The following is an 18,320-nucleotide window of genomic DNA, read 5'->3' as shown; positions in this document are numbered from 1 at the left end:
CTGTGCGGTCTGCCAGGGCATCACTGCAGTGCCCCGACACTTCCCGTTCAACGATCAGTGGCTTGAGGACACAAGATGACAGATCGGCCAGACCAGACCGACGACAACCCGATCACCACCCGCCGGGGCATTCGCAGTTTCGTGCTGCGCCAGGGCCGGATGACCGTGGGCCAGAAGAACGCTTACGACCGGTGCTGGCCGAAATATGGCCTGACCCGCGACGGTGGCGTGATCGATCCCCGGGAGGTGTTCGGGCGCAGTGCCCCCCTGAACCTGGAAATCGGGTTCGGCATGGGCAAATCCCTGGCCGAGATGGCCGCGAACGCGCCGGAACAGGACTTCATCGGCGTGGAGGTGCATCTGCCGGGCGTGGGGGCGCTGCTCAAGGAGGTGGAAGAGCGGGGTCTGGAGAATGTGCGGGCCTACAACGTGGACGCCAATGACGTGATCGATCTGTGCCTGCCGGATGCCTGTCTCGATCGGGCGATGGTGTTCTTTCCGGACCCCTGGCACAAGAAGCGCCACCACAAGCGCCGGCTGATTCAGCCGGAATTTGTGCAGCGGCTGCGTCACAAACTGCGGGTGGGCGGTATCCTGCACCTGGCCACCGACTGGGAGAATTACGCCGAACACATGATGGAGGTGATGATGTCGGCGGAGGGCTTTGCCAACACCGAGGAGGGCAGCGGGTTTGCGCCTCGTCCGGACCATCGCCCCATCACCAAGTTCGAACAGCGCGGTGAGCGGCTCGGCCACGGCGTCTGGGACCTGCTGTTCCGTCGCACCAACTGATCAGCCGACGGGGCTCGGCCCAGCTGGGCTCAGTGCTGTTCGTGATGTGGGGGATGGCGGCGGGCGGCCCGCAGGATGATCAGCCCGGCGGCGCCCAGCAGCAGCCCGGTGAATTTGACCAGGGCGCAGACGGTGGCGGCCAGGCTCAGCCCGTCGGTGGGTGAGGGCAGGTTGTTCAGCAGCAGCGTATTCTCGGCCACGTCGCTCAGTCCGGCGCCGATGAACAGGGCGCGAACCCAGTGGCCAATCTTGCGTTCCCGGATTCCCGGGCGATCCTGCAGCAGATAGTTGGTCAGTTGCACCAGGCAGAGGGTGTACACGCCGACGAGGACGTAATCCAGCCACAGTGAGACCTGCGCCCAAAACGTGCCTTCCGGGCCCCAGCCGGCAATGATGGCATGGCCCCGGGCGGCGGTCGCGGCAAGCTGGAGGCTGAACATCCCCTTGGGAGCCTCTGGCGACAGCAGCAGCTGGTTGATGACGAGCAGCCCAAACAACAAGGCCAGACTGGTCAGCGCGGTCACCTTCAGGCTGCGGGGTACCGCGGGTAGGGTAGGTTCATGCATTAGAGGAATCGCTCCAGCACACTGTTCAGGTATCGCTGCCCGCGTTCGGTGGCTTGTATACGGCCGCGTTCCAGCAATCCTTCCGTTCGCAATTCTTCCAGTATTACAGCAATCGATTCGATCGGTAAACCGGTGCGCCCGGCAAACAGCGGCTCCGGCACACCGTCACGAAGGCGCAAGGCGTTCATCAGGAACTCCAGGGCGAGCTCGTCCTGCTGGATAACCTGGGTACCCGCGGTGCGGCTGCCGATACGGTTGAGGTAGGCGCCTGGCTGTCGGGTTTTCCAGTACCGCTGGATGTGGCCGTTCGCCAGGGTGATCTTGCCATGGCCTCCCGCCCCCAGCGCCAGGTAGTCGCCAAAGCTCCAGTAATTGAGGTTGTGGCGGGACGCCTGGGCCGGCTGGCTCCAGGCCGATACTTCGTAATCGGTGAAGCCGGCCACCCGCAGGCGGTCGGCCCCGGCCTGGTAGATGGCCCAGAGCCGGTCGTCGTTCGGCAGCTCGGGTGGCCGGCTGTAGAACTCGGTGTTGGGCTCCAGGGTGAGCTGGTACCAGGACAGGTGAGGCGGTTGCCAGCTCAGCGCCGCGTCCAGGTCGGCGAGGGCACCCTCCGGGTCCTGGTCGGGCAGACCGTGCATGAGATCGAGGTTGAAGTTGCCGAAGCCCGCGTTGAGGGCGGCTTCGATGGCCTGGTGGGCGGCCCGGTCGTCGTGAATGCGGCCCAGCACCTGAAGGTGGTGCCGGTTGAAACTCTGGATGCCGAGGGACAGCCGGTTGATGCCAGCCTGGAAAAAGCCCCGGAAACGGGCCTGGTCCACGGTGCCGGGGTTGGCTTCCAGGGTAATTTCCGCGTCCGGGGCCCACTGCAGTACCTGCCCCAGGGCGTCGAACAGCCGGTGATAGAAGTCCGGCGACATCAGTGACGGGGTGCCCCCGCCGATGAACACGGTCTGGATCGGCCGGCCCTGGACCAGACCGGCGTCATGGTGCAGGTCGTCGATAATGGCGGCCAGGTAGTCGGCCTCCGGTGGCTCCGCCTCCAGGGCGTGGGAGTTGAAGTCGCAGTAGGGACACTTGCGGACGCACCAGGGCACGTGCACATACAGGCTCAGCGGTACCTGGTCCGGATGGGGTGCCACCGGGGAGTCGGCCACGGCGACGTCAGCCCCCGGCCAGCTGCTTGACCAGCAGCTTCAGGGCCTGGCCGCGATGGCTGATGCGGCTCTTGTCGGCGCGGCTGAGCTCGGCGGCCGAGCATTGCCGCTCTGGCACCCAGAATACCGGATCGTACCCGAAGCCACCCTCGCCCCGACGCTCCGGCAGGATGAGGCCCGGCCAGCGGCCGTGGCAGATGATCGGGGTGGGGTCGTCGGCGTGGCGCAGATACACCAGTACGCAGTGGAACTGGGCCGTGCGCTGCGCGGCTGGGGTGGCTGCCAGGGCCGTCAGCAGGGCATCGATGTTGTCGCTGTCGTCGGCGTCCGCGCCGGCATAGCGGGCGGAACGCACGCCAGGCTGTCCGCCGAGGGCGTCCACCGCCAGGCCGGAGTCGTCCGCCAGGGCCGGCAGGCCGGTGATGCGGGCGGCGTGGCGGGCCTTCAGCAGGGCGTTCTCGACAAAGGTGACGGCGGGCTCCGCCGCCTCGTCAACGCCGAGTTCCCGTTGCGGTACCGGTGTCAGCCCAATTGGGGCCAGGAGGTCGGTCAGTTCGGCCAGCTTGCCGGCGTTGTTGCTGGCAATCACCAGCCGGTTGTCTTGTTCAGTCATTCTTCGTTATACAGTGTGTGGGCAAAGCGAATGGGCAGGTCTTCCGAGACGCCGGTGGGGCGGGCTGTGACGTGGAAGGTCAGCAGCTCGCCGGAACGGTACTGGAACTCCGAGATGAAGTACACGGCCTCGCCTTCCTGAATGCGGCGGAACGCCAGGAACCGGGGTTGCTGGATGTCGTTCAGCACCCGGCCTTCCACCTGGCCGCTGACGGGCGCCAGTCCGCCCAGGTCGTTCTCCCGCAAGATGCTGATGTTGAGGATGCCGACGGCCCGGCTGCGGGTTAGCTGGTTCTGCGCGGCGACTTCCGGCGTCAGGAAGGTGCTGGGAAAGACACTGTAGTGAACCTGGTAATCCCCAAAGTCCACGGATTCGGCCTGCACAGCTGTTGAGCCAAGGGCCAGTCCTGCCACCAGGGCAAGGCTGCGAAAGCAACGGGCGAACACGGTCATGGTCAATCCTCCTGCCGGGTAATCCGGTAGATGGCAATCTGGCCCAGCATGTTCGGCCACAAGCGGCTGAACCAGCGGTCCTGGTGTTGGCCATCCACCACCGTACGGTTCTTGATGCGGAAATTCTTGCGATGGCACAGCGCCTCGAAGTCCTTGAACGTGCACAGGTGGATGTTCGGGGTGTTGTACCAGCGGTACGGCAGGGTTTCCGATTCCGGCATTCTGCCGCGACGCATCAAATACCAGCGTAGTCGCCAGTAGGCAAAATTGGGAAATGTGACGATGCCTTCCCGGCCCAGCCGGAGCATCTCATCCAGCACTTTGTCGGGACGGCGGACCGCCTGCAACGCCTGGGTCATCAGCACCACGTCGAAGCTCTGGTCGTCGAAGTTCTGCAGCCCCTGGGTGTCGAGGTTCTGTTCGATCACCGCCACGCCCCGGCCCATGCAGGTGGTGATGTGGTCGGGATTGATCTCCAGGCCGAATCCGCTGGCCCGTTTCTCCCGCTGCAGGTAATCCAGCAGGGTGCCGTCGCCGCAGCCCAGATCCAGGACGTGGCTGCCGGGCTTGATCCACTGTTCGATGATTTGCAGGTCGGTTCTCATACGTTGACCTCCCGGGCAACCCGGTCCATGTAGGCGCTGAAGACATCGGTGTACCTGGGGGTGGGGATCAGGAAGGCGTCGTGCCCCCAGGGCGCGTCGATCTCGGCGTAGCTGACCTTGCGGCGGGCCGCCACCATGGCATTGACCAGTTCCTCGGAGCGGGCCGGGGTGAAGCGCCAGTCGGTGCTGAAGGACAGCACCAGAAACTCGCAGCGGGCATGGGTCATGGCCTCGGCCAGGCTGTTATCGAATTCGTAGGCCGGATCGAAGTAATCCAGGGCCCGGGTCATCAACAGGTAGGTGTTGGCATCGAACGACTCGGAGAAGCGTTCCCCCTGGTAACGCAGGTAACTCTCCACCTGGAACTCGGCGTCATAGCCAAACTTGTAGGCCTGGTCCCGCAGCTCGCGACCGAATTTCTCGCCCATGGAGGCGTCCGACAGGTAGGTGATGTGGCCAATCATGCGCGCCAGCATCAGTCCCCGGCGGGGCACTGTGTCGTGGTCGTAGTAGCGGCCGTCGTGAAACTCCGGGTCGCTGGTGATGGCGTTGCGGGCCACCTCGTTGAAGGCGATGTTCTGGGCCGTCAGTCGCGGGGTCGAGGCGATGATCAGGGCATGGCGCAACCGGTCGGGGTAGGACAGGCTCCATTGCAGCGCCTGCATGCCACCCAGCGAGCCGCCCACCACCGCCGCCCAAGATTGGATGCCGAGGCGGTCGGCCAGCGCGGCCTGGCTGTCCACCCAGTCCTTGACGGTGATCACCGGGAAGTCCGGGCCGTACGGCTTGCCGGTGGCCGGGTTGACGGAGTTGGGCCCGGTACTGCCGTGGCAACCGCCCAGGTTGTTGAGGCTGACCACGAAGAAACGGTTGGTGTCGATGGGCTTGCCGGGACCGATGCAGCTGTCCCACCAGCCGGGCTTCCGGTCGTCCATGCTGTGGTAGCCAGCGGCGTGATGATGGCCGCTCAGGGCGTGGCAGATCAGGATCGCGTTGCTGGCATCGGCGTTGAGGGTACCGTAGGTTTCCACCACCAGGTCATAGTTGTCCAGTGTCTGGCCGCAGGCCAGGGTAATGGGGGTGTCGAAATGCAGGGTCTGCGGGGTGACTATCCCGACAGACTCCAGTGGCAGGGAATCGGGCATCGGCGCGCGTAGGGTTCCTGGTTCGGTCTGACTGAGTGTGGTTGGCCAGGACGGCGTGCCCGGCACGGGCTGCACGTTGGCCAGCCATGCAGTTTAAAGGCCGCCCTGCATGGCTGCAAGCTCAGGAACCGGCGCGTCTCAGGCGATGCCGGAGATGTTCACCACCTTCTGTTGGATCAGGGTGGGTGCCGGCTTGCGGATCTGGCGGTGCATGGTTTCCGCCAGCTCCAGCTGCTTGCGCAGCTCGGCGATGGCGGTCATCAGCCGTTCCCGCTCGGCCTTGCTGTCACGGTCGTGGCGGACCATGTCCCGCAGCCGGCGGATCTGGTGCTCCAGCAGCTGTTTCTGTTCCATGGAGTACTGCATGATCGGCAGCAGGGCCTCGCTCGGCCAGCGGTCGACGTCCTTGCGCACCCGTTGGTGGAGGGTGCGTGCCTCGCTCACCAGCACGTTGAAGAAGCGACGCACCAGCAGGCTCTGCTCGGTCAGCAGGTTTTTCGGGTTGAGGCGAAAACGATTGGCTTTCTTCCGTAATTCGCGGATGGCAATGACGTGACGGCCGGCCCGCAATGGAATCGGTTCCAGGTGGCGAGCGCGGGTGTCCTCGTTGTAGCGGCGGTAGATGGCGGCCACCATTTTTTCCGCCAGCTGGCCTTCGGTCATCAGGTTGCTCAGGTCGCTCTCCAGCAACTCGAAGAAATGATCCATGCCCCGGCTCATGCCCGCGGTGGTCCAACTCTTGGTGAGCAGCTTGCGGACCTTGCTGGCGTGGGCCTCGAAACGCTCTTCGCTGACCAGCTGGCTGAGGGTGCTGCCCTGGGACTGCATCAGGCGGCGGCTGGAACGCAGGGTGATCAGCTTCTTGTAGTAGAAGTCGTAATCGGTCTGGGCCCGGTCGGCCAGCCGGCGCAGGGCGTCGCGGTCGATGTGGGTGTCCGAACAGGCGGTCAGCTCCTCCTCGAACACGTCGAGACGGCTCTCGATCGCCGCCTGGCTGTTCTGCAGCATGCCCAGCAGGTCGTTGATCAGGCTTTGGGTGATCAGCTGCTCCTTGTGCACCAGGATGCGATCGATGATCAGGTTTTCCAGGTTGGGCAGGTTGCTGCGCTGCAGTAGGTCTTCGTGGTCGCGGACCTTGGCGAGCAGGCCCTGCTTGGCCGATACCGGAATCACATCGGCCTGGTGCATGCCGAGGTGGTCGGCGGTGTACTGCTGCACCCGCTCGATGGCTTCCTGGGTGTGGGGCTCGCCCTGCAGATCGTCCCAGAGCACGTCGATCTTGTTGAGCACGGCGAAGCGGCCGGCGCGGTGGTCGGCCTCCTCGGTGTTGATGTGCTCCTTCCAGATGGTCATGTCGCTGGCGGTGACGCCGGTATCGGCGCTGAGCAGGAAGATGACCGCATGGGCATTGGGCAACATGCTGATGGTCAGCTCGGGCTCCGAGCCCAGGGCGTTAAGGCCCGGGGTGTCGAGTATCCGAAGGCCCCGCTCGAACAGGGGATGACGGATGCTGATCTGGGCATTGCGCCAGGCCGGGATCAGCACCTTGCCCGGAGCGCTCCGATCGGACTCCAGCATGCCTTCCTCGAAGCCGAGCCGGCGCGCCTCGGCTGGGGTCACACTCTTGACTCGGGCCACTTCGGCAAGCACCTCCCGCATCACCTCCGGATCCTGCTCGTCCAGCTCGTGATGTACCCAGTGCTCGGTCTGCTTGCGGAGCTGGTGCAGGGACAGGTCGCCGCTGCGGGTTTCCACCGGCAGCAGGCGCAGGTAGTTGCGGTTCTCGGAACGGTCGAAAAACAGCTCCGTCGGGCACATGGTGGTCCGGCCCGCCTGGGAAGGGAGCATGCGCTGGCCGTAGTTCGAGAAGAACAGGGCGTTGATCAGCTCGGTCTTGCCACGGGAGTATTCGCCCACAAAGGCGATGGTCAGCTCGTCCTCGATCAGCAGCTCCAGGCCGTTGCGGATCCGGTTGCTGATATCGTCGGAGAACAGGTCATTGTCCTGGAGCCAGAGGCGGTAACGGCTGATCTGGCGAATCAGCTCCTTTTTCCAGGCGTGGTAGGCTTCCACCTGCTGGGTGAGGCTCCCGTATGCGTTCATTGTTGTCAGACCTTCCAATAGTACGGCGCAGTATTCGGAATAATACGTCTAAAAATAGTGCGATATCTTGCCGGCAGGCGTGGGAGGACCGGCCGGGAACGCGTCCCTGTCGCTGTGGCGCCCTGAGATTGCGCCAAAATAACCAGAAAATCAAATGGATGGGGTGTCGGTCCGGAAGCGTGTCGTCCTGTATCTGTTTGTTAACAATTGCAATAGTGTGATCGGCGTTACAGGCCCACACCAATGGCGCTCAGGCCGGCGGCCCGGGCCAGGCTCTGGATGACCTGGCCCACCACGCTCAGGATCAGGAACACCACGATCGGCGACAGGTCCAGGCCGCCCACCGGTGGCATCAGGTTGCGGACCGGGCGCATCACCGGTTCGGTGATCTGGGCGACCAGCTGAATGGCCGGGTGGTGGCTCTGCGGGGCGATCCAGCTCACCACCACCACGGCAATGACCGACCAGAAGTAGATCTTGACGATCAGGCCGACCACCGTCAGGGCCGACCAGGTCACCAGGGTGACCGGATTGATGCTGGGCAGGCCGCCGTTGAGGGTGAACAGAATCAGCAGGTAGGTCAGGCACTGGATCAGCACCGCCAGTACCAGCGAGGCACCATCGATACCACCCCACCCGGGAATAAAGCGCCGCAGCGGACGGAGCGGTGGGTTGGTGGCCTTGACCACGAACTGGGAAATCGGGTTGTAGAAGTCGGCCCGGGCCAGTTGCAGCAGGAAGCGCAGCAGCACGATGGTCAGGTAAAAGGTGGAGGCGATCTGCAGGACGGTTATGAGGATTTGCGACAGCATCAAGCCGTGTCTCCGTTTGCGAATGTGGACTCATTCCGAGGGGCCGGTGACCAGCCCCCCACTGCCTAACTACTGGTTCTTTCCCAGCTCTTCGGCCATTTCCTCGGACCGGCGGTACGCCGCCTGGTAAGCCTGTTTGACCAGGTCACGCAGGCCGCCGGTCTCAAAGGTGGTGATGGCCTGCTCGGTGGTACCGCCGGGGGACATGACGTTGCGTTTGAGTTGGGCCGGATCGTGCTCACTCTTCGCCGCCATTTCGGCCGCGCCGGCCATGGTCTGGATGGCCAGCTGGCGCGCCGTCTCCGGTGCGATGCCGGCGTCAGTCGCGGCGCTTTCCAGCGCCTCCAGCATCAGGAAGAAATAGGCCGGACCGCTGCCGGACAGGGCGGTGACCGCGTGCAGCAGGGATTCCTCCTCCACCCAGAGCGCAGAGCCGATGCTGTTGAAAATACTGGCTACCAGGTCTTTCTGTGGCTCGCTTACCTGGCTGTTGGCGTAGAGGCCGGCCGCGCCCTGGCCCACCAGCGAGGGGGTGTTGGGCATGACCCGGACCAACGGTAGGCCGCCGCCCAGCCACTGGTCGAGGGTTTCGGCCGTCAGGCCGGCGGCGATCGAGACCATCAGCGGGCGAGTGTTCTGGGCCACCGGCGCAATGTCCCGGCACACCGACGCCATCACCTGGGGCTTGACCGCCAGCACCACCAGGTCACCTTGTTGGGCGCAGTAGCGGTTGTCCGTGGTGACGCTGACCCCGAACTGCTTGCGAACGGATTGCAGGTGCTGGTCATCCGGTGCGCTCACCCAGATGTTGCCGGCCTCGAAGCCGTTGGCGAGCATGCCGCCGATGATGGCGCTGGCCATGTTGCCAGCTCCGATGAACGAGATGGTTGCTGAAGTGCTCAAGGTTTGCTCCACATAACTCGCAGGGTAATTTGTGCTCGATAATAGCAGGATATCGAGGCGTTATCTCATCACTTGGGTGGCCGCGGGCCAAACAGGGCGGTACCCACCCGCACGCAGGTCGCGCCTTCCTCAATCGCCAGCTCCAGATCTGCGGACATGCCCATGGAGAGGGTGTCGAGGCCTTCGCGCTCGGGCAGCGCCCGGCGCACGTCCTCCAGCAGCTGCGCCAGGCGGCGGAAACTGAGCCGCAGCGCCTCCTCGCCCCGGGCCGGGTCGGGAATGGCCATCAGCCCGCGCAGGCGCAGGTTGGGCAGTCCGGCCACCCGCTCGGCCAGCGCGACGGCGTCCTCCGGCGTGCAGCCGGCCTTGCTGGTCTCGTTGTCGATGTTGACCTGGAGGCAGACATTCAGCGGCTGCTGGTCGGGGCGGCGCTGTTCGCTCAGGCGCCGGGCGATTTTGTCCCGGTCCACGCTGTGCACCCAGTCGAAGTGCTCGGCAATCGGCCGCGTCTTGTTGGATTGCACCGGTCCGATGAAGTGCCACGCCAGTTGGGGCAGGTCGGACAGGGCTTCGATCTTGGTCAGTGCCTCGCTCAGGTAGTTTTCGCCAAAGGCCCGTTGACCCGCCGCCGCGGCCAGGCGGACGTCTTCCGCCGGTCGGGTCTTGCTGACTGCCAACAGGGTCACGGAATTTTCCGGCCGGTTGGCGGCCATTGTTGCTTTTTGTATGCGCCGGGTTACGCTCTCGATGTTGTCTGCTATGCTGCTCATAGTGTCTGTCTGGCATCGTCGAAATTGCAGATAACTCGACACGTTACCCGCCGCTTTTACAATTGCCAAGCAGCTTTCCCTATGTGGATGGCCGAGGCGGGAGCGGTGTGCCGGATGCCGGGGGCGGCGGGCCCGTTCGCCGCAGCCCAGGTTGCCCCGACGTCAGGATAGAAGAACAACCCTTCCGAGGACCCCTATGGACATAACTGAACTGCTTGCCTTCTCGGCGAAACAGGGCGCGTCTGACTTGCACCTGTCCGCCGGACTTCCCCCCATGATTCGTGTTGACGGCGATGTGCGACGCATCAACCTGCCGCCGATGGAGCATAAAGAGGTCCACGGCCTCATTTATGACATCATGAACGACAAGCAGCGCAAGGATTTCGAGGAGTTCCTGGAAACCGACTTCTCGTTCGAGGTGCCGGGGGTGGCCCGTTTCCGGGTCAACGCCTTTAACCAGAACCGCGGTGCCGGGGCGGTATTCCGGACCATCCCCTCCAAGGTGCTGAACATGGAGGACCTGGGCATGGGCCAGGTATTCAAGGACGTGGCCTCGGTACCCCGCGGCCTGGTACTGGTGACCGGGCCCACCGGGTCCGGTAAGTCCACCACCTTGGCCGCCATGCTCGATTACATCAACGAAAGCCGTTACGAGCACATCCTCACCATCGAGGACCCCATCGAATTCGTGCACGACTCCAAGAAGTGTCTGGTCAACCAGCGCGAAGTCCACCGGGACACCCTGGGCTTCAACGAGGCGCTGCGCTCGGCGCTGCGGGAAGACCCCGACATCATCCTGGTGGGTGAGCTGCGGGACCTGGAGACCATTCGCCTGGCGCTGACCGCGGCGGAAACCGGTCACCTGGTGTTCGGCACCCTGCACACCACCTCGGCGGCCAAAACCATCGACCGGGTGGTGGACGTGTTCCCGGCGGAGGAAAAATCGATGGTGCGCTCGATGCTGTCGGAGTCGTTGCAGGCGGTTGTCTCCCAGACCCTGATGAAGAAGATGGGGGGCGGGCGAATCGCCGCCCATGAAATCATGATCGGTACCCCCGCCATCCGGAACCTGATCCGGGAAGACAAGGTCGCACAGATGTACTCCGCCATCCAGACCGGTGGCTCGCTGGGCATGCAGACCCTGGACCAGTGCCTGGAGCGCCTGCTGCAGAAAGGGCTGATCTCCCGTGAAGCGGCACGGGCCAAGGCCAAGATGCCGGATAACTTCTAGCATCGGTCGTCCGCCACGGCCGGTCACGTCATTTGAGTACAGGTAAACGTCATGGATTTTGAAAAACTGCTGCGACTGATGGTGGAGAAGGGCGGTTCGGACCTCTTTATCACCGCCGGCGTTCCTCCCAGCATGAAGGTCAACGGTAAGGTACTGCCGGTCACCAAGAGCGCGCTGACCCCGGAACAGACCCGCGAACTGGTCTACGGCTCGATGAACGACAAGCAGCAGGCCGAGTTCGAGGCCTCCCATGAGTGCAACTTCGCCATCAGCGCCCGCGGGATCGGGCGGTTCCGGGTCAGCGCCTTCTTCCAGCGCAACCTCTGCGGCATGGTGCTGCGGCGGATTGAGGTGAAGATCCCGCAGATCGACGAGCTGAACCTGCCGGAGGTGATCAAGGACCTGGCCATGACCAAGCGGGGCCTGATCATCTTCGTGGGGGCCACGGGGACGGGGAAATCCACCTCGCTGGCGGCGATGTTGGGGCATCGTAACCGCAACAGCCGCGGCCACATCATTTCCATCGAGGATCCGATCGAATTCGTCCACCAGCACCAGGGGTGTATCGTCACCCAGCGGGAGGTGGGCATCGACACCGAGAGTTTCGAGGTGGCCCTGAAAAACACCCTGCGTCAGGCGCCGGATGTCATCCTGATCGGTGAGGTGCGGACCAAGCAGACCATGGAGTATGCCGTCCAGTTCGCCGAAACCGGGCACCTGTGTCTGGCCACGCTGCACGCCAACAACGCCAACCAGGCGCTGGACCGGATTATCCAGTTCTTCAACCCGGACCAACATCGCCAGGTGTGGATGGACCTGTCGCTCAACCTCAAGGCCATCGTCGCGCAGCAGCTGATCCCCACGCCGGATGGCAAGGGCCGCCGGGCCGCCATCGAGGTGCTGATCAATACCCCGTTGGTGTCGGACCTGATTCGCAAGGGCGAGGTGCACAAGCTCAAGGAGCTGATGGCCAAGTCCACCGAAGCCGGCATGCAGACCTTCGACCAGGCGCTCTACCGGCTCTATTCCGACGGCCTGATCACCTACGAGGATGCCCTGGCCTACGCCGATTCCGCCAACGACCTGCGCCTGATGATCAAGCTGGGTACCGATGCCCACAGCCCGGATGAACTCTCGTCCACGGTGGATAACCTGACCATCCAGGATGACTGACCGGCTACGACTTTGGTTGTAGGTGGGTAGGTTTTCGAATCGATAGGTTTGGCATTTGAGGCCAATGGCCCGACCTGCGTATACTCCGCCGCTCGCAATTTTCGGGGGGAGTTATGCACAAGTCCGCACGTCTCATCTTTTCCGCCGCCCTGGCCTCGGCACCCCTGTCGGTGCTGGCGGGCGGTTTTGCCCTCAACGAACAGAGCGCCAGCGCCATGGGCGTGGCCAATGCCGGTGCTGCGGCGAACCCTGAGAACGCCACCACGGTGTTTTTCAATCCGGCCGGTATGAGCCAGTTGGCTGGCACCAACCTGTCCTTTGGGGCGGCCGTGCTGAGTATCGACGCGGAACTGGATCGGGACTCCGCCGCCGCCACCACGGCCGCCGGCGCGCCGGTGACCGGCGGCAGCGGCGGTGATTTCGCGCCTCTGGCCGTACTGCCCAATGTCTACCTCACCCACGAACTCAATGACCGGGTGGACCTTGGCTTCGGCCTTCATGCCCCTTATGGCCTGAAGGCCAACTACGACAACGATTTCCTGGGCCGTTACTTCGCCGATCGCACCGAGCTCACCGCCATTGCGTTCAGCCCCTCCATTGCCCTGAACGATGGTAACGGGTTCTCATTGGGGGCTGGCGTCAACTTGATGTATGCCGAGGGCCGGCTGTCCAAGTTCCAGGACTACAGCGCCAATTATGTCCAGGCGCAGGCCCTGGGCTATGCCGGCCCGGCCTTCGAGGAAGGCTATGTAGACATCGAAGGGGACGACGTCGCCGTTACCTTCACCGTGGGACTGCTGTGGGAGATGAGCGACCGTACCCAGTTCGGCCTGTCGGCCCAGACCGGCACGGAGCTGGAGCTGGAGGGCGAGGCCACCCTGACCCGGGTGCCTCAGGCGAGCCTGACCGCCACCGGCCTGGCATTCGCCACCGCGGATCTCAGTGAGAGGGTGGTTGTACCGCTGGAAATTCCGGAGAGCATCACCTTCGGTGCCCGCCATCGACTGACCGACGATGTCACCCTGCTTGCTGGAGCCACCTGGGCCAAGTGGAGCCGGTTCGTCGCGCTGGACGTCATCAGTCGGGAAGACGATGGTGCCATTTCCGCTCTGGGTGGCCCCAAATACGGTAGCCCGGAATACGTTGGTCACGTTTCCGAGAACTGGCGTGACACCTGGCAGGCCAATGTGGGTGTTATCTGGCAGGCGACCCCGGCATGGGCGCTGAAAGCCGGGTACGCCTACGACGAGTCGCCGGTCAATGAGAACTTCCGCACCGCGCGGATTCCTTCAGATGATCGTCAGTGGCTGACCCTGGGCACGCAGTATCGGGAACCGGGCAGCGGTTGGACGGTTGATCTGGCAGCCGGCGTGCTGCTGTTCGATGATGTTGATGTGGATGAGCGAGAATACACCATCGACGATGAGCCGGTGGCCAATGCTGCCAACTTTACCGGTACCTATGAGCTGGACGCGTGGGGCGCTTCGGTTCAGTTAAGCAAGGCATTCTGAGGTCCACCCTGGCGGGGCGGTGAATCAGCCTACGACCTGGCCGCGATAGATCACCTGACGTTTCGGTGCTGCCGCTTCCTCCCCACTGCGGGACGAAGCGGACTCTTTATTGCTCTCCTCAGCCACCACCTGGCCACGATAAACGCGTCTGGTGGGTTCTTCAGTCGCCGGCGGTGACTGATAACCGGGGATAGCCTCCTTGAGCTGGCTCCAGGTCCGTTGCAACTGGCTGGATCGGCTTCTGCCTGCAAAGTCGGCCAGTTTCTCGGTGAGCGCATCGTCGGTCAGGTGTAATTTGACGCCGAATTCGGTATGGATCAGGCGTCGGCATTGATGGACCAGTTTGAGCCGGCTGGGGTCCAGCAGCCAGCTGCGTTCTGCAGGCATCGAGGTCATAGTGGTCGCTCTTTTGGGATCGGTTCGGCCCACCGCATTGCCCGGGCCCAAAATTGGGCAGGGTGACGTGGGTCCGATGTATGAAGGCGTCGTTACTGACTGATTTCCTGCGAAATTCGTGCCGTAAGCACCGTTAGCGCCGGCTTACGGGGTTTTGGCGGCAAATTTCTGTCGCCAGTCGCCTGAGAATGCGACAAAAAAACGCCCCAAAAGGGGCGTTGCTGGGAGAAGATGCACAGCGGTGGTGCGCCGGTCAGTGGGCCTCGTCCCAGTTGTTGCCGACCCCGGCCTCCACCAGCAATGGCACCTTGAGCTCCGCCGCCTTGGACATGCGCTCCACCAGGCCGGCACGGATCGGCTCCAGGTCCGATTCCCGGACCTCCAGGATCAGCTCATCGTGGACCTGCATGATCATGCGGGCAGACTTGGCATGGTCCCGCAGCAGCCAGCTTTCCACCTCGACCATCGCTCGCTTGATGATGTCCGCGGCGGTGCCCTGCATGGGCGCATTGATGGCGGTCCGCTCCGCCGCCTGTTGCATCTGTTTGTTGCGGGCATTGATCTCCGGCAGGTACAGGCGACGGCCAAACAGGGTTTCCACAAAGCCGTCCTCGTGGGCCTGCTTGCGAACGTCATCCATGTATTTCAGCACTCCGGGGTAGCGCTCGAAATAGCGGTCGATGTACTGCTGGGCCACCTTGCGTTCCACATCCAGCTGTCGCGACAGGCCGAAGGCCGACATGCCGTAGATCAGGCCGAAGTTGATGGCCTTGGCGCTGCGGCGCTGGTCCGCCGACACGTCCGCCAGGTCCACATTGAACACCTCCGCGGCCGTGGCGCGGTGAATGTCCTCGCCGTGGGCGAAGGCGTCCAGCAACCCCTTGTCTTCGGACAGGTGGGCCATGATGCGCAGCTCGATCTGGGAGTAATCCGCCGCCACCAGCTTGCAGCCTTCCGGGGCGATGAACGCCTGGCGAATCCGCCGACCCTGGGGAGTGCGGATGGGGATGTTCTGCAGGTTGGGCTCGGTGGAGGACAGGCGTCCGGTGGCCGCCACGGCCTGGTGGTAGGAGGTGTGGATGCGGCCGGTGCGGGGACTGATCATGCCCGGCAGGCTGTCGGTGTAGGTGGACTTGAGCTTGCTCAGGCTGCGGTGCTCGAGGATCAGTCGGGGCAGGACGTGGTCATGGGCCAGCTCCTGCAGCACCGGTTCTGCGGTGGATGGCGCCCCCTTGGGGGTTTTCTTGATCACCGGCAGCCCCAGTTTGTCGTAGAAGATGGCTTGCAACTGCTTGGGCGAGCCCAGGTTGAACTGCTCGCCGGCTTCCTCGTAGGCGTCCTGTTCGAGCTCGGCCATGCGCTTGGCCAGCTCCCGGCTTTGGGTTTTCAGCAGGTCGGCATCCACCAGGGCGCCGCGCTGCTCCATGCGGGACAGTACCGGCACCAGCGGCAGGTCGATGCGCTCATAGACCGCCTGCAGCTGACCGGTTTCCGCCAGCTTGGGCCGCAGCACCTGGTGCAGTCGCAGGGTGATGTCGGCGTCCTCGGCGGCGTAGGGCGCGGCCTTGTCCAGCTCGATCTGATTGAAGGTGAGCTGCTTGGCGCCCTTGCCGGCGATGGTCTCGAACTTGATGGTTTCCAGGCCCAGATACTTCAGGGCCAGGCTGTCCATGTCGTGACGGGAGCCCACCGAGTTGAGCACGTAGGACTCCAGCATGGTGTCCTCGGCGATGCCCTCCAGGGTGATGCCGTGGTTGGCCAGCACGTTCTTGTCGTACTTGAGGTTCTGACCAACCTTGGGCCGCTTGGGGTCTTCCAGCAAGGGCTTGAGCTTGGCCAGGGTCTGGTCCCGATCGAGTTGTTCCGGTGCCCCCAGGTAGTCGTGGGCCAGGGGCAGGTAGGCGGCTTCCCCCGGTTCGATGGCGAAGGACACGCCAACCACTTCGGCCCGGGTGTAGCTCAGGCTGGTGGTCTCGGTGTCGAAGGCGAACAACGGCGCCTGTTCCAGGCGTTCGAGCCAGCGGTCCAGCTCGGCTTCGGTGGTGATGGTCTGGTAGTTCTGCTCGATGTCTTCCGTGGGGCCATCGTTGGCGTTATCGCTGCCGGAATCCTGGCCGCTGAGTTCCGCCACCCAGGTCTTGAACTCGAATTCCTTGAACAGCTCGAGCAGGGTCTCTTTATCCTGAGGTTTGTGGGTCAGCTCCTCGAGCCCGAACTCCAGCTCGACGTCCGTCTTGATGGTGGCCAGTTCTCGGCTCAGGGGCAGTTGGGGCAGGGCCTCGCGCAGATTCTCGCCGATCTTGCCCTTGATCTCGTCCGCCCTGTCGATGAGGTGATCGAGGTCTCCGTAGGCCTGAAGCCACTTCACCGCCGTCTTGGGGCCACACTTGTTGACGCCGGGAATGTTGTCCACGGAATCGCCCACCAGGGTCAGGTAGTCGATGATCTGTTCCGGGGCCACGCCAAACTTTTCCTGGACGCCGTCCCGGTCCATGCGGGTGTCGGTCATGGTGTTGATCAGGGTGACGTGGTCGCTCACCAGTTGCGCCATGTCCTTGTCTCCGGTGCTGATCACCACATCGATGCCCTTGCTGGTGGCCTCGTGAGCCAGGGTGCCGATGACATCGTCCGCCTCCACCTCGGGGACGATCAGCAGCGGCAGGCCCATGGCGCGGATAATCTGGTGGATCGGCTCAATCTGGCAGGCCAGGTCTTCCGGCATGGGAGGACGGTTGGCCTTGTAGTCTTCGTAGAGCTCATGGCGGAAGGTCTTGCCCTTGGCATCAAACACCACTGCAACCCGGGAGCCCGGAAAGTCGTGGTCCAGCCGCCGGATCATGCTGATGACCCCCTTGATGGCACCTGTGGGGTGGCCCTTGCTGGTGGTCAGGGGCGGCAGGGCATGAAAGGCGCGGAACAGGTAGGAGGAGCCGTCGATTAGAACGACCGGCGGTGTCTGCTGCTGACTCATATCAATTCAATTCCGGATTCAGATTGAAGCGTGGGTGGCCATGTGCAACGCTTAAGAAGCCTGTGAATGACTCTGAAACGCCTGTGGCTAGGCAGGCGATGTTCAAAGACTCCCTGCGGTTTTCCGGACAGAGGTTACCATGAAAACGTTACGAATCCCCTGTTTCAGCCTGTGCTTAGCCGCGTTGCCGTTGGTGGCGGCCGGCCAGTCTTCCAATCTGCCGGAGGACGTGACAGTACCGGAGGAGCCGGTGGTGACCCCGGAGTATCTGCCCGCTCCGATGGAGCCCCAGGTGGTGATCCGGGGAGCAGAGGAGCAGGTCATCTACGAGTACCGGGTCAACGGCGAGATTGTCGAGATCAAGGTGGTGCCGGAGGTCGGTCCTCCCTACTACCTGGTCCCCGCCGATGGCGGTGGCTGGTCGCGCACGTCGCAGTCCCGGATCCGGGTGCCCAGTTGGGTGATCTTTCGCTGGTAGGGCGGTGCTCCGGCAGGTTAACGAGTTAACCAGACGGGACACTAGATCAGGTCGACTTCGATGATCGCTGACTTCTGGCTCTCCAGGCCGGTGCTGTCCAGCGCGGTGATGGCGAACTCGTAGGCACCGGCCTCAAACTCCTCCAGCGGGTAGCGGGTGTTCTCTGCGCCCTCGACTTCAACCCACTGAAAGGTCTGTTCATGCCGTAACCGGTAGTAGAGCCGGTAGCCCTGAATGTCACTGATGTACAGGGCGGTTCCGTTTTCCCGGGTGAGCGGGGCGTGCCACTCGAGCAGGGGGCGTTTGGTGTCCCCCCGGCTGGCAGTGTGCCGAGCGGGCGCGTCGGGTTGATCAAAAAGGCGTTTGAGCGAGTTCACTGCCTTGCCCTCGCGCTGGGCGGCCACCTGGGCGGCTGCGGGCGACGTGGCGGCGGAGCTGCCGGTGTCCTCCTGGCAGCCACTCAGTAACAGCAGGCCCAGGAGGCCGGCCATCATGCTGCCAATGACCTCAAGCCGGGCGGTGACGGGAAGGTGCATGGCTTGTCCTCTTTTTCACCCCGTTCAGGGGCAGGTGGTTGAGTGAGCGACAGGCCTGAATAATGCGTGGAATCCGGCCCTGGATACACCGACCCGATTATGCGCAACT

Annotated in this window: 18 protein-coding genes; 5 read left to right on the top strand and 13 right to left on the bottom strand. The window is 63.5% G+C overall.

What is annotated here, in order from left to right:
- Positions 1-75: 75 nt before the first annotated feature.
- Positions 76-792 (top strand): tRNA (guanosine(46)-N7)-methyltransferase TrmB, encoded by a 717-nt coding sequence (gene trmB / locus R3175_RS03705; RefSeq protein ID WP_318942520.1) that lies wholly within the window; start codon positions 76-78, stop codon positions 790-792.
- Positions 793-821: 29 nt separating this feature from the next.
- Here the strand turns inward: trmB and R3175_RS03700 are convergent, their stop codons facing one another.
- The 10 genes from R3175_RS03700 to R3175_RS03655 form a co-directional block, all read right to left on the bottom strand.
- Complete coding sequence (locus tag R3175_RS03700; protein WP_318942519.1) at positions 822-1,358, bottom strand: hypothetical protein; 537 nt, start codon at positions 1,356-1,358, stop codon at positions 822-824.
- Positions 1,358-2,512: a radical SAM family heme chaperone HemW gene (gene hemW / locus R3175_RS03695; protein ID WP_318942518.1), complete on the bottom strand. Its 1,155-nt coding sequence runs from the start codon at positions 2,510-2,512 to the stop codon at positions 1,358-1,360. The genes R3175_RS03700 and hemW overlap by 1 nt, the downstream gene beginning before the upstream one ends.
- A gap of 7 nt (positions 2,513-2,519) precedes the next feature.
- Complete coding sequence (gene rdgB / locus R3175_RS03690) at positions 2,520-3,125, bottom strand: RdgB/HAM1 family non-canonical purine NTP pyrophosphatase (RefSeq protein ID WP_318942517.1); 606 nt, start codon at positions 3,123-3,125, stop codon at positions 2,520-2,522.
- The gene (locus R3175_RS03685; RefSeq protein ID WP_318942516.1) at positions 3,122-3,577 is read right to left on the bottom strand and encodes a DUF4426 domain-containing protein; all 456 of its coding nucleotides are present in this window, start codon (positions 3,575-3,577) and stop codon (positions 3,122-3,124) included. Before R3175_RS03685 ends, rdgB begins: the two co-directional genes overlap by 4 nt.
- Positions 3,578-3,579: 2 nt before the next feature.
- Positions 3,580-4,182 (bottom strand): methionine biosynthesis protein MetW, encoded by a 603-nt coding sequence (metW, locus tag R3175_RS03680; RefSeq protein WP_318942515.1) that lies wholly within the window; start codon positions 4,180-4,182, stop codon positions 3,580-3,582.
- On the bottom strand, positions 4,179-5,327 hold the full coding sequence (gene metX, locus R3175_RS03675; protein WP_318942514.1) for a homoserine O-succinyltransferase MetX: 1,149 nt from the start codon (positions 5,325-5,327) through the stop codon (positions 4,179-4,181). The genes metW and metX overlap by 4 nt, the downstream gene beginning before the upstream one ends.
- Before the next feature lie 138 nt (positions 5,328-5,465).
- A complete protein-coding gene (locus R3175_RS03670; RefSeq protein ID WP_318942513.1) occupies positions 5,466-7,430 on the bottom strand; it encodes a dynamin family protein in 1,965 nt (654 codons plus the stop codon).
- 227 nt (positions 7,431-7,657) lie between these two features.
- On the bottom strand, positions 7,658-8,242 hold the full coding sequence (locus R3175_RS03665; RefSeq protein ID WP_318942698.1) for a YggT family protein: 585 nt from the start codon (positions 8,240-8,242) through the stop codon (positions 7,658-7,660).
- Between the two features lie 69 nt (positions 8,243-8,311).
- On the bottom strand, positions 8,312-9,145 hold the full coding sequence (proC, locus tag R3175_RS03660; RefSeq protein ID WP_318942512.1) for a pyrroline-5-carboxylate reductase: 834 nt from the start codon (positions 9,143-9,145) through the stop codon (positions 8,312-8,314).
- A gap of 68 nt (positions 9,146-9,213) precedes the next feature.
- Positions 9,214-9,915: a YggS family pyridoxal phosphate-dependent enzyme gene (locus R3175_RS03655; RefSeq protein ID WP_318942511.1), complete on the bottom strand. Its 702-nt coding sequence runs from the start codon at positions 9,913-9,915 to the stop codon at positions 9,214-9,216.
- Between the two features lie 196 nt (positions 9,916-10,111).
- Here R3175_RS03655 and R3175_RS03650 point away from each other — a divergent pair, with 196 nt between their 5' ends.
- The 3 genes from R3175_RS03650 to R3175_RS03640 all read left to right on the top strand — a co-directional run bounded on the left by R3175_RS03650 (position 10,112) and on the right by R3175_RS03640 (position 13,830).
- Positions 10,112-11,146 carry a type IV pilus twitching motility protein PilT gene (locus R3175_RS03650; RefSeq protein WP_318942510.1) on the top strand — a complete coding sequence of 345 codons (1,035 nt, stop codon included), beginning with the start codon at positions 10,112-10,114 and terminating at the stop codon, positions 11,144-11,146.
- A 51-nt stretch (positions 11,147-11,197) separates the two neighbouring features.
- A complete protein-coding gene (locus R3175_RS03645; protein ID WP_318942509.1) occupies positions 11,198-12,319 on the top strand; it encodes a PilT/PilU family type 4a pilus ATPase in 1,122 nt (373 codons plus the stop codon).
- A 113-nt stretch (positions 12,320-12,432) separates the two neighbouring features.
- Positions 12,433-13,830: an OmpP1/FadL family transporter gene (locus tag R3175_RS03640; protein WP_318942508.1), complete on the top strand. Its 1,398-nt coding sequence runs from the start codon at positions 12,433-12,435 to the stop codon at positions 13,828-13,830.
- Between the two features lie 24 nt (positions 13,831-13,854).
- On the opposite strand, the gene R3175_RS03635 is transcribed toward R3175_RS03640, so the two are convergent.
- Entirely contained in the window at positions 13,855-14,226 is a 372-nt protein-coding gene (locus R3175_RS03635; RefSeq protein WP_318942507.1) for a hypothetical protein, read from the bottom strand.
- Positions 14,227-14,479: 253 nt separating this feature from the next.
- Positions 14,480-17,197: a DNA polymerase I gene (gene polA / locus R3175_RS03630; protein WP_318942506.1), complete on the bottom strand. Its 2,718-nt coding sequence runs from the start codon at positions 17,195-17,197 to the stop codon at positions 14,480-14,482.
- Between the two features lie 139 nt (positions 17,198-17,336).
- On the opposite strand from polA, the gene R3175_RS03625 reads away from it, so the two are divergent.
- The gene (locus R3175_RS03625; protein WP_318942505.1) at positions 17,337-17,675 is read left to right on the top strand and encodes a DUF2782 domain-containing protein; all 339 of its coding nucleotides are present in this window, start codon (positions 17,337-17,339) and stop codon (positions 17,673-17,675) included.
- 41 nt (positions 17,676-17,716) lie between these two features.
- Here the strand turns inward: R3175_RS03625 and R3175_RS03620 are convergent, their stop codons facing one another.
- Positions 17,717-18,211: a fibronectin type III domain-containing protein gene (locus tag R3175_RS03620; RefSeq protein WP_318942504.1), complete on the bottom strand. Its 495-nt coding sequence runs from the start codon at positions 18,209-18,211 to the stop codon at positions 17,717-17,719.
- Positions 18,212-18,320: the final 109 nt, after the last annotated feature.

Origin of the sequence: Marinobacter sp. (assembly GCF_033722735.1) — a bacterium.
GTDB lineage: Bacteria > Pseudomonadota > Gammaproteobacteria > Pseudomonadales > Oleiphilaceae > Marinobacter.
Note: the sequence above shows the minus strand (reverse complement) of the source record. Positions and strands in the feature narration are given on the sequence as shown.